Here is a 13893-nt window from a genome sequence, read left to right on the forward strand (position 1 = left end):
TTCGTGACCACACGGGCGAACCGTGTGATCCATCTCGCGGTTCGGACGACTATCTCAACTGTCCTGGCCTTCGGTTACAGTCTTGAACAACGCCGATGACCATCGCATGTCGGGGGTCTCGAGCGTCCACAACCACATACAGCTCATCCAGAGGGGCAGAGGGAAACGGCCCGATGAAGCCCCGGCAACCCTCCAGTCGGTTCTCGTAGATCATTCTTGATCGTTTTCGCGAGGCTCCCGGCTAGGGAAGGTGCCAAATCCGTCTCACGACGAGATGCGTCGTGGGGAAGATGAGGAGAAAGGGCCTCGCCTCCATGGCTGTGCAGACAGTTGCAACCAGCACCGACTCCACCGTAGACCTCGGTCCCGCCGCCGCCCTGAGCTGTCGCGAATGCGGTCACCGGGTGCCGCTCGGCCCGGTCTTCGCCTGCGAGGAGTGTTTCGGCCCGCTGGAGATCGCCTACGACTTCTCCGCCTACGACACCGAAGAGCTGCGGGCGCGCATCGAGGCCGGCCCCGCGAACATCTGGCGGTACGCGCCCCTGCTGCCCGTCCCGGCGGACGTCGCCGACAAGCCCAACATCAACCCGGGCTGGACCAAGCTCGTCAAGGCCGACAACCTGGCCCGTGAGCTGGGTGTGACCGGCGGCCTGTACGTGAAGGACGACTCCGGCAACCCGACGCACTCCTTCAAGGACCGGGTCGTCGCCCAGGCCCTGGAGGCCGCCCGCGCGTTCGGCTTCACCACGCTCTCCTGCTCTTCCACGGGCAACCTGGCCGGTGCCGTCGGCGCCGCCGCCGCCCGGGCCGGCTTCCGCTCCTGCGTGTTCATCCCGCACGACCTGGAGCAGGGCAAGGTCGTCATGGCCGCGGTCTACGGCGGTGAGCTCGTCGGCATCGAGGGCAACTACGACGACGTGAACCGCTTCTGCTCCGAGCTGATCGGCGACCCGGCCGGCGAGGGCTGGGGCTTCGTCAACGTCAACCTGCGGCCGTACTACGCGGAGGGCTCCAAGACCCTCGCGTACGAGATCTGCGAGCAGCTCGGCTGGCGGCTGCCCGACCAGATCGTGGTCCCGATCGCCTCCGGCTCCCAGCTCACGAAGATCGACAAGGGCCTGCAGGAGCTGATCAAGCTGGGCCTGGTCGAGGACAAGCCGTACAAGATCTTCGGCGCGCAGGCCGAGGGCTGCTCGCCGGTGTCGACCGCCTACAAGGCGGGCCACGACGTCGTCCGCCCCCAGAAGCCGAACACCATCGCCAAGTCCCTCGCCATCGGCAACCCGGCCGACGGCCCCTACGTCCTCGACATCGCGCGCCGCACCGGCGGCGCCGTGGAGGACGTGACGGACGCCGAGGTCGTCGACGCCATCAAGCTGCTCGCCCGCACCGAGGGCATCTTCGCGGAGACGGCGGGCGGGGTGACCGTCGGCGTCACCCGCAAGCTTCTCAAGGACGGCGTGCTGGACCCGGCGAAGACCACGGTCGTCCTCAACACCGGCGACGGTCTCAAGACCCTCGACGCGGTGGCCGGCACCGGCCTCACCGCCACCATCCGCCCGACCCTGGACTCCTTCCGAGAGGCTGGCCTCGCATGAGCGTGACCGTTCGCATCCCCACCATCCTGCGCACCTACACCGGCGGTCAGGCCGAGGTGAGCGCCGAGGGCGGGACCCTCGCCCAGGTCATCGAGGACCTGGAGAAGAACCACACCGGGATCGCCGCCCGCGTCCTGGACGACCAGGGCAAGCTGCGCCGGTTCGTGAACGTGTACGTCAACGACGACGACGTCCGCTTCGAGCAGGGCCTGGAGACGGCGACCCCCGACGGCGCCGGCGTCTCGATCATCCCGGCGGTCGCGGGCGGCTGATACGGCCCCGTTATTACCGTCGGTAACGCCGGTTACCGATTGTTCATCCGATTGCCCCCTCCGTGAGAGAAGCGGAGGGGGCAATTCTGCGTGATTGAGCGCGGTAGAGTTGGGGAACACGGTCGCGACCTCCGGGTTGCGAGCCCTGGATTCATGCCGCGCCCCCGACAAGAAGTAGCCAAAGTGTGGGGGTTGTCTGCGGCTTTTGTGGCTTTCATGGGGCCCGACTTGCCCTGAAGTCAGGCGAATTCTCACCACATTCCGGACCGTTGGCGTCCAGAATTCTCGTCCGATTGACCTGTTGCAGACGGCAGTTGGACAGATACATTCAGCCGCGGTCGACGCGTTCCGGCGCACGCCCCCGTCCCATGGGGGGTGAGGTCTGACCCGGGTCCGCGAAGTGTGGATCTGTGCAAGGGCCAGTAATAGGGGAGTTAGGCATGGCTCAGGGCACCGTCAAGTGGTTCAACGCGGAGAAGGGGTACGGCTTCATCGCGGTCGACGGTGGTGCGGACGTCTTCGTCCACTACAGCGCCATTCAGATGGACGGCTACCGCACCCTGGAAGAGGGCCAGCGGGTGGAGTTCGAGATCTCGCAGGGCCAGAAAGGCCCGCAGGCCGACATGGTTCGCCTCAGCGCCTGAACGTTTCTTGTACGAAGGGCCCGCACCTCGCAGAGGGTGCGGGCCCTTCGTCGTGCCCGCACCCCGGTGTTCGCGGGGGGCTGACGGGTGCCCCGGACCCCCGTCAGGAGCTTGCACTCGGCCATGCCGAGTGCTAATCATTGCGTTAGCACTCTGAAGGTGAGAGTGACAACGAAGGACCGGGTCGGTGAGGCCCGCAGGCCAAGTGGGGCAAGGAACCACGCGGCCGGCGAGCCGTCCGTCGCGGGCGCGGGCGCGGTCCGAAGGAATCACCCCCAGTCCTGGAGGGACCACTTCACATGGCCAAGATCATCGCGTTCGACGAGGAGGCGCGGCGCGGCCTCGAGCGCGGCATGAACCAGCTCGCGGACGCCGTCAAGGTGACGCTCGGCCCCAAGGGCCGCAACGTCGTCCTCGAGAAGAAGTGGGGCGCCCCCACGATCACCAACGATGGTGTGTCCATCGCCAAGGAGATCGAGCTGGAGGACCCGTACGAGAAGATCGGCGCCGAGCTGGTCAAGGAAGTCGCCAAGAAGACGGACGACGTCGCCGGTGACGGTACGACCACCGCGACCGTGCTCGCCCAGGCCCTGGTCAAGGAAGGCCTGCGCAACGTCGCCGCCGGCGCCAACCCGATGGCCCTGAAGCGCGGTATCGAGAAGGCCGTCGAGGCCGTCTCCGCCGCCCTGCTGGAGCAGGCGAAGGACGTCGAGACCAAGGAGCAGATCGCCTCCACCGCGTCCATCTCCGCCGCCGACACCCAGATCGGCGAGCTCATCGCCGAGGCGATGGACAAGGTCGGCAAGGAAGGCGTCATCACCGTCGAGGAGAGCAACACCTTCGGTCTGGAGCTCGAGCTCACCGAGGGCATGCGCTTCGACAAGGGCTACATCTCCGCCTACTTCGCGACCGACATGGAGCGCATGGAGGCGTCGCTCGAGGACCCCTACATCCTCATCGCGAACTCCAAGATCGGCTCCGTCAAGGACCTGCTCCCGCTGCTGGAGAAGGTCATGCAGTCGGGGAAGCCGCTGCTGATCATCGCCGAGGACGTCGAGGGCGAGGCCCTCTCGACCCTGGTCGTCAACAAGATCCGCGGCACCTTCAAGTCCGTCGCCGTCAAGGCCCCGGGCTTCGGCGACCGCCGCAAGGCCATGCTCGGCGACATCGCCATCCTCACGGGCGGCGAGGTCATCTCCGAGGAGGTCGGCCTCAAGCTGGAGAACGCGACCCTGGACCTCCTGGGCCGCGCCCGCAAGGTCGTCATCACCAAGGACGAGACCACCATCGTCGACGGTGCCGGTTCCTCGGACCAGGTCAACGGCCGGGTGAACCAGATCCGCGCCGAGATCGAGAACAGCGACTCGGACTACGACCGCGAGAAGCTGCAGGAGCGCCTGGCGAAGCTCGCCGGCGGTGTCGCGGTCATCAAGGCCGGTGCCGCCACCGAGGTGGAGCTCAAGGAGCGCAAGCACCGCATCGAGGACGCCGTCCGCAACGCGAAGGCCGCCGTCGAGGAGGGCATCGTCGCCGGTGGTGGCGTGGCCCTGCTGCAGGCCTCCCAGGTCTTCGAGAAGCTGGAGCTCGAGGGTGACGAGGCGACCGGCGCCAACGCCGTGCGCATCGCCCTGGAGGCCCCGCTGAAGCAGATCGCCGTCAACGCCGGCCTCGAGGGCGGTGTCGTGGTGGAGAAGGTGCGCAACCTGACCCCGGGCCACGGCCTGAACGCCGCGACCGGCGAGTACGTCGACCTGGTCGCCGAGGGCATCATCGACCCGGCGAAGGTGACCCGTTCCGCGCTGCAGAACGCCGCCTCCATCGCCGCGCTGTTCCTCACCACCGAGGCCGTCATCGCCGACAAGCCGGAGAAGGCCGCCGCGCCGGCCGGCGGCGGCATGCCGGGCGGTGACATGGACTTCTGATCGACCTGACGGTTGATCGCCTGTCCTTCGAACCGAGGGCGGTACCCCCAGCTTCTGGCCGGGGGTACCGCCCTCGGCCGTATCCGGGCGGCGTCGTCGTCTCCACCGGTGATTGGAGAAGCGGCCGGATGCGAGGGCTGACCGGGGAGAGCGTGAGCGGTGTCACGTGAAGTACTTCGTGGGGGCGGAATGTGGGGCAGCGCATAGGCGGTTACTTAAGGAGCTGCAACAATGCGTGCTCACATACCGCCCGGTTAACATCGCCCTTCACGAGGAGCCCCCCACGTGACCGTCACGCCCTCCGCCACGTCCCGCGCGGCCCAGATCCTGTCCCGCCCGATCACGCTCAACGGTCTCACCGTCCCGAACCGGATCGCGATGGCGCCGATGACCCGCATGTTCTCCCCGGGCGGCGTCCCCGGCGAGGACGTGCGCTCCTACTACGCCCGCCGCGCCGCCGCCGGCGTCGGCCTCATCGTCACCGAGGGCACCTACGTCGGCCACGAGTCGGCCGGCAACAGCTCGCGCGTGCCCCGGTTCCACGGCGAGGAGCAGCTCGCGGGATGGGCGAAGGTCGCCGAGGACGTGCACGCGGCCGGCGGCACCATCGTGCCCCAGCTGTGGCACATCGGCATGGTCCGCGAGCAGGGCCAGAACCCCTACCCGGACGCCCCCGCGATGGGCCCCTCCGGCCTGGTCAACGCCGGCGCCGAGGCCACCGGCAAGGCCATGACCCAGCAGGACCTGGACGACGTCGTCGCCGCGTTCGCGCAGGCCGCGGCGGACGCCGAGCGCATCGGCTTCGACGGCGTGGAGATCCACGGCGCCCACGGTTACCTCGTCGACCAGTTCCTGTGGGCGGGCACCAACACCCGCTCGGACGCGTACGGCGGCGACCCGGTGGCCCGCGCGAAGTTCGGCGCGGAGATCGTCGCCGCGGTCCGTGAGCGGGTGTCCGCCGAGTTCCCGGTGATCTTCCGCTACTCGCAGTGGAAGCAGCAGGACTACACGGCCCGCCTCGCCGAGACCCCCGAGGAGCTGGAGGCCATCCTCACGCCGCTCGCGGCGGCCGGCGTCGACGTCTTCCACGCCTCCACCCGCCGTTACTGGCTCCCCGAGTTCGACGGCTCCGACCTGAACCTGGCCGGCTGGACGAAGAAGCTCACCGGCAAGCCGGTCATCACCGTCGGCTCGGTCGGCCTCGACGGCGACTTCATCAACGCCTTCCAGGGCGAGGGCTCCCCGGTCAAGGGCATCGACAACCTCCTGGACCGCATGGAGGCCGACGAGTTCGACATGGTGGCCATCGGGCGCGCGCTGCTCCAGGACCCCGAGTGGGCGGCCAAGGTCCTGGCCGACCGCTTCGAGGAGCTGAAGCCGTACGACGCGGCGGCGCTGCAGAGCCTGAGCTGACCGCTCCGTCCGCCGGGTGCGCGCACCCGACACGCAACGGGACCGCCCTCGGGACGGCGCCGCCGATGGCCGGACGGACGGGTCCTAGAGGTTGCCCATGGGCTCGATGTCCACGCGTACCGGTGTCCCCCACACCCGCAGCACCTCGTAGTCCGTGAACTCGTGGACGAGCCGGTATGCCATGGCGGGCCGGGAACCTCGGCGCTGGGCCGCGAGATAGGCCTCCGCCTCGTGCCGGTCCCGGCGGGGTGTGCCGCACAGCTGCCACTCCTGCCCGTTCCACAGCTCCGGCAGCCACCGTTGCTGGGGCTGTGGACGGTCCCCGCGGACGCCGTACCGGGAGGGCCCGGTGGGGACCGGGTCCCCCGGGCGGGACCTGCCGCCCTGGAACTCCGAACGCCGTGCGGCCCGGCGCCGGGTCTCGCACAGCAGGCACAGATCGGGCGCGCTCTCGTCCACGGGGCCCTGGGGATGCTCGGGGCACCGGGTGGTGGGCGCCGCGGTGGTGACACTGTCGTCCAGCAGATCGAGGGCCCGCCGCAGGTCGTCCTTGATCTCGTGCAGCCGGGCGTCCGGGGTGTCGGCGGTCAGGGCCTCCCCGTGCTCGCCGAGCAGCCGGAGAGCCCGTCCGAGGGCGGTGAGCTGGGCGTGGTTCATATCGGTAGGTCGCCTCCTCCCCTCCATGGTGCCCTGCCCCGCCCGACCCCGGCCGCCCGCGTCCTGCCCCAGCCCCCCGCGTCCTGCCCCAGCCCCCGAGTTCGGCCCCGGCCCCCCGAGTCCGGTGCCGACGGACCGGGCCGGCGGCGCCGTGGTGGAGTGGGCCGCGTGACGACGACCTTCACGGACCGCATCCTCGCCGCCCTCCACCGTTTCAACGCCGCCCACCCCTGGGACCACAACGCCCGCTACCACCCGTGGCTGCTGCGGCGGTTGCCCCGTCGATTCGGCACCGCACTGGACGTCGGCTGCGGAAGCGGCGAGCTGGCCCGGCTGCTCGGCCGGCGCGCCCGGGAGGTGCACGGGATCGACGCCGACGCGGAAATCGTGGCCAGGGCGCGGGAGCTGACGAACGGGACGGCAGCCGTCGGGTACAGCGTCGCCGATGCCTCCCGCCACCTCCCCGCCGGCCCGTACGACGTGATCACCTGCGTCGCCGTGCTCCACCACCTGCCCTTCCCCGAGACCCTCACCCGGCTGCGGGGGCGGCTCGCGCCCGGCGGCACCCTGGTGGTCGTCGGCTGTGCGCGGGCGTCGGGGCCGGCCGACCACGCACTCGGCCTCGTGGCCCTGGCGCTCAACCCGCTCCTGGGCTGGGTGAAGAACCGCGGCCGGCCGGCGTCGCTCCCGCCCGTGTCCATGACCGCACGCACCCGGGCGCCGGAGGAGACCTTCGCCGAGATCTCCGGTGCGGCACGCCGGCTGCTGCCCGGTGCCCGGCTGCGGCGCCGCCTCTTCTGGCGCTACACCCTCGTCTGGCGGGCACCGGCGGAGCCGTCGGAGCGCTGAGGCCACCGCGCCGGGGATCAGCCGCCGTGGTGCAGCAGGCTTCCCTTGTCGCACGCGGGGGCGGCGCCGGTCAGCGGCACCGGGGACACGGTCCTGACCACGGGACCGGCGGCCATGCCACCGGCGCACAGGGCGGTACCGGTGGCCGTCCAGTGGCCGTCGGCGTGGGCGGGAGCGGCCAGCGCGGCGACGGAGACCGTGAGGGCGGCGGTGGCCAGAAGCTTCGTCATCATGCCCGGCAAACGACCCGCCATGACGGAGCGTCACGCACCCGCGCCGACCGACGCCACACCCCCGCGACGGCCGGCGTCATCCACCCGCGGCGGCCGGCGTCACCCAGCCGCGACGGTCAGACCACTTCCCGCGACGGTCGGACCACGCTCCCACGGCCGTCGGCGCCTCACCCCCGCTGCCGTCGGTGTCACGCATCCGCGGGGGTCCGGGGCCGGTGCGTGAAGCCGAACAGGTATGTCGCCGCGAAGCCCACCGCGTACCCGGTGAGCAGCCCGCCCCCGTAGACGGCCACCGCCGCACCCGGCCCCCTGTTCCCGGTCAGCAGCGGGAACAGGGCCCAGCCCGACGGGCCGATCGCCGTGGCGCCGACCTCGGTGCCGAGCATCGCGAAGAACCCGACGAACGCCCCGCCCGCCGCCCCGCCCGCGCAAGCGGTCAGGAACGGCCGGCCGAGGGGCAGGGAGACGCCGTAGATCAGGGGTTCGCCGACGCCCAGCAGACCGGCCGGGAGCGCCGAGCGGATCGTCGTGCGCAGCGGGACGTCGTGGCGCAGGCGGACGTAGACCGCGAGGGCCGCGCCGACCTGGCCCGCGCCCGCCATGGCCAGCAGCGGGAGCAGGACCGTGTAGCCCTGCTGGTCGATCAGGGTGGCGTGCAGGGGGATCAGGGCCTGGTGCAGGCCCAGCATGACCAGCGGCAGGAAGAGGGCGCCTAGGACGAGTCCCGCCACCGCTCCGGTGGTCGTGAGGAGCCAGTTCGCGGCCGTGCCGGTCGCCGTCGCCACCGCGCCGGCCGCGTACATCAGGCCGTACAGCGTCACCAGGCCGGGGACGAGGACCGTCACGGTCGGGGTGAGCAGCACGTCCAGCGCGCCCGGCACCCGGCCCCGGCACCACTTCTCCACCCGCGTCGCCAGGAACGCCGCCGCGAGCGCGCCGAGCACCCCGCCCTGTCCGGGCGCCAGGTGCACGCCGAACGCCGTCACCTTCGCCACGCCCGGGTAGACCACTACGGCCGCCACCGCGCCGCCCAGTACGGGCGTACCGCCGAACTCCTTGGCCGTGTTGACGCCGACGAACACCGCGATCAGCGCCATGAAGGCGGAGGCGATCGCGGAGAGGGCGGGGGTGAGGCCGGGCAGCAGGCCGGCGTTCAGCAGCAGGCCGTTGAGACCGGCGAGGATGCCGCAGCCGATCAGGGCGGGGATGAGCGGGACGAAGACGTTCGCCACGCGGCGCAGGGCGGCCTTGAACGGCGTGGCGTCGCGCCGGCGCAACCGCTCCTTCACCAGGGCACCCTGACCGGCCGCGCGGGCCTCCTGATCGGCCGTGCCACCGTCCGGACCGGCGCCGCTGTCCGTGGCGGGGCCGGCGCCGGGGGCGGGGGCGGGGGCGGACGCCGGCCGGGCCGGCGCCGTCGTCACCGCCGTCGTCACCGCCGCCGTGACCGCGTCCACCGCCCCCGGCCCGAGCACGATCTGCCAGTCGGTTCCGGCGGCCACCACACCCAGCACCCCGGGTACGGCCCGCAGGGCCCGCTCGTCCGCGGCCGCCGGGTCGGCGAGGGCCAGCCGGAGCCGGGTCATGCAGTGGGTCACGGAGGTGACGTTGGCCGGACCGCCGACCCGGGCGAGGACGGCGGTCGCGGTGGAGGCGGGGTCGTTGCGCACGCCCCGAGCGTGCGGGTCAGCGGGGCGCGTGCGCCAGCGCGGCACGCAGATGACCGCCGGACTCCTCCAGAAGGCGGGCGGCCGTCGGGCCGTCGACGCCGGCGAGCAGGGTCAGGATCGCCTGCTTCACCTCGCCGCCGGTCTCCGTGAGGGCCTTCTCGATCTCGGCGTCGGACGCGCCCGTGGCCTGGGAGACGATCCGGTGCGAGCGGGCGCGGAGCTTGTCGTTGGAGGCGCGCACGTCGACCATCAGGTTCCCGTACGTCTTGCCGAGCCGGATCATCGTGATCGTCGACAGCATGTTCAGCACCAGTTTCTGGGCCGTGCCCGCCTTCAGCCGGGTGGAGCCGGCGATCAGTTCCGGGCCCACGACGACCTCGATGCCGTGCTCGGCGGCGGCCCCGAGCGCGCTGTGCTCGTTGCAGGCCAGACCGATGGTCAGGGCCCCGAGGGCACGGGCGTGTTCGACGGCGCCGACGGCGTAGGGGGTGCGGCCGGAGGCGGAGACACCGACCACGGTGTCGTCGGGGGTGAGCTTCAGCGCGTCGAGGTCCCGGCGGGCCAGCTCGCCGGAGTCCTCCGCGCCTTCCACCGAGGTGACCATGGCCGCGGGACCACCCGCGATCAGGCCGACGACCCGCTCGGGGTCGGTGTTGAAGGTGGGCGGGCACTCCGAGGCGTCCAGTACGCCGAGCCGTCCGGCGGTGCCGGCACCGGCGTAGACGAGCCGTCCGCCGCGGCTCATGCGTGCGGCCATGGCGTCGATGGCGGCGGCGATCCGGGGCAACTGGGCCGCCACGGCAGCGGGTACGCCCGCGTCCTCACCGTTCATCAGCCGGGCGATGTCGAGGGTGGGCAACCGGTCGATGCCGGCGAGTTCGGGCCGGAAGGCCTCGGTGGTCAGCGAGGCCAGTTGGGTGCGCAGGTCATGAGAGGTCATTGGGGGGTGGCTCTCTCCGTCACGGGACGTGCGGTTTCCTGAGGGGCGCGAGGCCGTGGCCGCTCACCGGCCGGTGTGCGCCCGGTGTGCGGCCGGGCCGCGGGGCGCGTCCGGCCGTGTCCGGCCCGCGGTTCCTCGCGAACGGCCGGTTCGGCGGTCTATCGCGATCCGCTCCGGTGGCGGTGCGCCAACGCCTCGTACGACGCGGCCAGCGCGGGCGCCGCCGTCTCGTACGTCCGCTGCGCCACGCCCACGAACAGGCAGTCCACCACCAGCAGCTGGCTCGTCCGGGAGGACATCGCGGCGGGCCGCAGCTCCGTCTCCCGCGAGGTCGACGTGGTCAGCACGAGGTCGGCGTACTGGGTGACCGGCGAGTCGGGCCTGCCGGTGATCGCCACGGTGGTCGCCCCGTGCTCGAAGGCGGCCCGGAGCGGCTCGATGACGTCGCCCGTCGACCCGGAATGGGTGATCGCGATCGCCACGTCACCCGAACGGAGCTGCACCGCGTTGGTCACCGCGAGGTGCGGGTCGCTGTGCGCGTGGGCTATGAGCCCTATCCGCAGCAGCTTCTGGGTGAGGTCCTGGGCGACGAGCCCGGAGGCCCCTATGCCGTACACGTCGGTGCGGCGGGCGGCGGCCAGCGCGGTGACGGCGGAGCCCAGCTGCACGGTGTCGAGTCCGGCGGCGGTGTCGGCGAGGGTCTGCTGCTCCTCGTAGGCCAGCTTTGCGACGACATCGGCGATGGGGTCGTCCACGGCGATGTCGGTGGTGATGGCCGGCGCCCGCCCGGACTGCTGCTGGGCTGCGAGGCCGGCGAGGGCGAGACGCAGGTCGCGGTAGCCCGGGTAGCCGAGCAGCCGGGCGGTGCGCACGACCGTGGCCTCGCTGGTGCCGGTGAGTTCGGCGAGGCCGGTCACCGTGAGGGCGGCGCAGCCGGCCGGGTCGTTCGCGACCGCCTCGGCGACGCGCTGCATGGACCGGGTCATGGACGGGGCGAGCGTGCGCACCTTGGCGGCGAGGGAGCCGCCCGGACTGCCGAAAATTTCCTTCACGTCCTGGGTCACGATTGAAAGATATTTTCGGTTCGGTGTCGCGGTCAAGAGTGCGCACAATGGGGGGCATGGACCCCATCAGCCCCCTGGAGCAGGCGTTGCACGCCGCCCGCGCCCTGGTGCTCGCCGATCTCGTCGCGGGCCAGGTCGCCGAGGCGGACGTGGTCTCACTGGTGGAGGAGTCCATCGTCCAGCGGCGCTGGTGGGTCGAGCAGTGGCCGGACGGCGTCGCCTTCGTCGCGGGGCTGGTCGCCCAGGACGTGCAGGACGCGCTGCTGGAGCGGTACGGCCGCTGGCCGCTGTGCCCGGTGTGCGGCTCCGGCGACCCGCACGCGCTGGACGTGGAGCCGGAGCTGGGCCCCGATCCGCACTGGGTGTGCCACAAGGCGGGCGTGCGGGTGGCGTCGGTGGGCTCGCTGGGGTCGGCCGCCGGCGGGGCGGTCTCGTCGTGACGCTGTACATCGACCCGCCCTCCTGGCCCGGCCACGGCCGTATGTGGTCGCACCTGGTCAGCGACGCCTCGTACGACGAACTCCATGTGTTCGCCGCGGGGTTGGGCGTGCCGAGGCGGGCCTTCGAGCGCGACCACTACGACCTTCCGGCGCACCGCTACGCGGACGCGGTGGCCGCCGGGGCGGTGGAGGTCAGCAGCCGCGAGGTGGTGCGGCTGCTGCGGGCGTCGGGCCTGCGCAGGCCGAAGAGACGCCAGACGTCCCAGCCTGATGCCTGATGCCTGATGCCTGATGCCTGATGCCTGACGCCCGACGCCCGGCGTCACGCGCGGTGGGCGCAGTGGGGGCGGAGCCGGAGTCCGGCGTCAGCCGCGGAGGACGTAGAGCCGGAGCCCGGCGTCCATGTCGTGCTCGTCGTGCGCGATCCGTTCCTCCTCCACGGTCGCCCGGGTGAACCCGGCGCGGAGGGCCACGCCCTGGGAGGGGGCGTTGTCGTGCTCGATGGTCAGGAAGACCAGGTCGACCTCCTCCCGGGCCAGTGCCCACCCGGCCAGTGCGCGCAGCGCCTCGGTCGCGTAGCCGTTGCCGCGGGCGCCCTCGACGAGGTCGTAGCCGATCTCCACCCGCCCCTCCTCGTCCGGGACGCCGTGGAAGCCGATGCCGCCGACGGTCCGGCCGTCCTCGGGCCGCACCAGGGCGAAGACCCCGAACTCCGGCCGGTGCACGCCGGCTTCGTAGGCCTTCATCAGGTACGAGCAGGCCTGCCGGGTGCCCTCGTACGGGCCGCCCTCGACCCAGTCGAAGCCGCCCGTGCCGCCCAGGCGCAGGTCGTCCGCGGCGGCCGGGCGGATGCCGGTCAGGGTGACGCGCTCGGCGGGCAGGACCAGGTTGTTGCGCCAGCGCCACTCGGTGACCGGGGCGCGGCCGGGCAGCTCGCCCCGGCCGGTCGCCCACAGCAGGGTCGGCCAGGGCGCGGGGCCGGGCTGGACGTGCGGGAAGAGCCAGGCCAGGAGGGACTCGGCGAGGTCCGCGGACGGCTCGTAGGCGAGACCGAGCCCCTGGGTCATGTCATGGGTGTGCAGGAGGACTTCGGCGACACCCATGGCGGCGAAGCCGACCCGGTCCGCGTTGCCGAAGGGGTAGGGGTGGAAGGCGCGGACGCCGGGCGGGGCGGTGCGGACGGCGGCGGCGAGCAGCGCGCCGGTCGTCTCGATGACGTGCAGCAGGCCGGAGTTGTCGGTGCCGTCGTCGAGTTTGAGCTCGAAGGGGACGTAGTCGTCCTGGGCGCGTCCCACCAGGTTGCCCGCGTACGCGATGAGATCGTCGGCGACATGGACCGCCGTCTCGTGGCAACTCCACTTAAGCCCGGCGGCCGTCACCTCGCTCCAGTCCCGGTCCACCGCCGGCCGCAGTGCCGCAACGCAGCCCGCGACCGCCTCTTCCACCTGTTCCCCGCCCATGGCACGCATGGACCGCACCCTAGGCGGGCCGACCGCTCAGGTCGACAGCATTTCCAGCTCACCGGCGAGGTTATAGCGGGCCGTCGCCTCCCACCGCCGCTGTCCGTACGGGGTCCGGAACAGCCGGGGCAGCTCCAGCAGTTGGCGCAGCACTGCGGCGCGTCCCGCACGAAAGGCGTCGTTCGGTACGAAGTGGTACTCCTCGCGGACCGCGGCGGCGTAGGCGGCGTACCCGGACGGGGGCGCGGCCAGGATCGCGAGGTCGGCGTCGCACAGCACCTGGCCGTCGTGATCGTCGTCGGCCGGGTCGTGGGTGACGGTGAGCCGGACCAGCCGGGCCACCTCGGCCGTGCCGGTGTCCGGCACGCCGGCCTCCGGCAGGGCGCGCTCGGCCAGCCGCGCGGAGCGCTCCTCGTTCTCCGAACGCTCGGGGAGGTAGACGGCGTCGTGGAACCAGGCGGCCAGGCGGACCAGGTCCGGGTCGGCGGCGTACTCCGCCAGGGTGTCGACGTGGTCGAGTACGGCGGTGAGGTGCGACACCGTGTGGTAGTGGCGCTGCGGTTCCTGCCAGCGGGCGAGCAGGTCGTCGGCGTAGGGAGCGGGGTCGGGGCCGCCGCCGGGGGCGCGGGCTGCCTCCAGGGCACGGGCGAAGCGGAGACGCAGGGCGTCGAGGTCGGCCATGGCCCCCATTCTCCCGCCCCACCCACCACCCGTCGCCCCACCGGTCCCCA

Annotated in this window: 15 protein-coding genes and 1 riboswitch; of the genes, 8 read left to right on the forward strand and 7 right to left on the reverse strand. The window is 72.0% G+C overall.

What is annotated here, in order from left to right; all coding sequences use genetic code 11:
- Positions 1–140: 140 nt before the first annotated feature.
- Positions 141–297, forward strand: a riboswitch (SAM riboswitch).
- A 17-nt stretch (positions 298–314) separates the two neighbouring features.
- The 5 genes from thrC to FHS34_RS15905 all read left to right on the forward strand — a co-directional run bounded on the left by thrC (position 315) and on the right by FHS34_RS15905 (position 5849).
- Positions 315–1598 carry a threonine synthase gene (thrC, locus tag FHS34_RS15885; protein WP_184965630.1) on the forward strand — a complete coding sequence of 428 codons (1284 nt, stop codon included), beginning with the start codon at positions 315–317 and terminating at the stop codon, positions 1596–1598.
- Positions 1595–1870 (forward strand): MoaD/ThiS family protein, encoded by a 276-nt coding sequence (locus FHS34_RS15890; protein WP_184965632.1) that lies wholly within the window; start codon positions 1595–1597, stop codon positions 1868–1870. Before thrC ends, FHS34_RS15890 begins: the two co-directional genes overlap by 4 nt.
- A gap of 440 nt (positions 1871–2310) precedes the next feature.
- Positions 2311–2514: a cold-shock protein gene (locus tag FHS34_RS15895; protein WP_004929928.1), complete on the forward strand. Its 204-nt coding sequence runs from the start codon at positions 2311–2313 to the stop codon at positions 2512–2514.
- Between the two features lie 299 nt (positions 2515–2813).
- Positions 2814–4436 (forward strand): chaperonin GroEL, encoded by a 1623-nt coding sequence (groL, locus tag FHS34_RS15900; protein WP_184965634.1) that lies wholly within the window; start codon positions 2814–2816, stop codon positions 4434–4436.
- A gap of 285 nt (positions 4437–4721) precedes the next feature.
- Entirely contained in the window at positions 4722–5849 is a 1128-nt protein-coding gene (locus tag FHS34_RS15905) for an NADH:flavin oxidoreductase (RefSeq protein ID WP_184965636.1), read from the forward strand.
- 84 nt (positions 5850–5933) lie between these two features.
- Here FHS34_RS15905 and FHS34_RS15910 read toward each other — a convergent pair whose 3' ends face one another.
- The gene (locus FHS34_RS15910; protein WP_184965638.1) at positions 5934–6506 is read right to left on the reverse strand and encodes a hypothetical protein; all 573 of its coding nucleotides are present in this window, start codon (positions 6504–6506) and stop codon (positions 5934–5936) included.
- Positions 6507–6674: 168 nt separating this feature from the next.
- Here FHS34_RS15910 and FHS34_RS15915 point away from each other — a divergent pair, with 168 nt between their 5' ends.
- Complete coding sequence (locus FHS34_RS15915) at positions 6675–7355, forward strand: class I SAM-dependent methyltransferase (protein ID WP_184965640.1); 681 nt, start codon at positions 6675–6677, stop codon at positions 7353–7355.
- 17 nt (positions 7356–7372) lie between these two features.
- Here the strand turns inward: FHS34_RS15915 and FHS34_RS15920 are convergent, their stop codons facing one another.
- The 4 genes from FHS34_RS15920 to FHS34_RS15935 all read right to left on the reverse strand — a co-directional run bounded on the left by FHS34_RS15920 (position 7373) and on the right by FHS34_RS15935 (position 11262).
- On the reverse strand, positions 7373–7588 hold the full coding sequence (locus tag FHS34_RS15920; RefSeq protein WP_184965642.1) for a hypothetical protein: 216 nt from the start codon (positions 7586–7588) through the stop codon (positions 7373–7375).
- A gap of 188 nt (positions 7589–7776) precedes the next feature.
- Positions 7777–9258, reverse strand: a complete 1482-nt coding sequence (locus FHS34_RS15925) for a PTS transporter subunit EIIC (RefSeq protein ID WP_184965644.1) — start codon at positions 9256–9258, stop codon at positions 7777–7779.
- Between the two features lie 16 nt (positions 9259–9274).
- Positions 9275–10198, reverse strand: a complete 924-nt coding sequence (murQ, locus tag FHS34_RS15930; RefSeq protein ID WP_184965646.1) for an N-acetylmuramic acid 6-phosphate etherase — start codon at positions 10196–10198, stop codon at positions 9275–9277.
- 158 nt (positions 10199–10356) lie between these two features.
- Positions 10357–11262: a MurR/RpiR family transcriptional regulator gene (locus tag FHS34_RS15935; protein WP_184965648.1), complete on the reverse strand. Its 906-nt coding sequence runs from the start codon at positions 11260–11262 to the stop codon at positions 10357–10359.
- A gap of 56 nt (positions 11263–11318) precedes the next feature.
- Between FHS34_RS15935 and FHS34_RS15940 the strand changes: the two genes are divergently transcribed.
- Positions 11319–11702, forward strand: coding sequence for a DUF8819 family protein (locus FHS34_RS15940; RefSeq protein WP_184965650.1), 384 nt, complete (start codon positions 11319–11321; stop codon positions 11700–11702).
- A complete protein-coding gene (locus FHS34_RS15945) occupies positions 11699–11980 on the forward strand; it encodes a DUF4031 domain-containing protein (RefSeq protein ID WP_184965653.1) in 282 nt (93 codons plus the stop codon). Before FHS34_RS15940 ends, FHS34_RS15945 begins: the two co-directional genes overlap by 4 nt.
- Positions 11981–12067: 87 nt before the next feature.
- Here FHS34_RS15945 and FHS34_RS15950 read toward each other — a convergent pair whose 3' ends face one another.
- Positions 12068–13171 carry a GNAT family N-acetyltransferase gene (locus tag FHS34_RS15950; protein WP_184965655.1) on the reverse strand — a complete coding sequence of 368 codons (1104 nt, stop codon included), beginning with the start codon at positions 13169–13171 and terminating at the stop codon, positions 12068–12070.
- Positions 13172–13198: 27 nt separating this feature from the next.
- On the reverse strand, positions 13199–13843 hold the full coding sequence (locus tag FHS34_RS15955; RefSeq protein WP_184965656.1) for an HD domain-containing protein: 645 nt from the start codon (positions 13841–13843) through the stop codon (positions 13199–13201).
- Positions 13844–13893: the final 50 nt, after the last annotated feature.

It is taken from the genome of Streptomyces echinatus (assembly GCF_014203595.1).
GTDB classification, from domain to species: Bacteria; Actinomycetota; Actinomycetes; order Streptomycetales; family Streptomycetaceae; genus Streptomyces; species Streptomyces echinatus.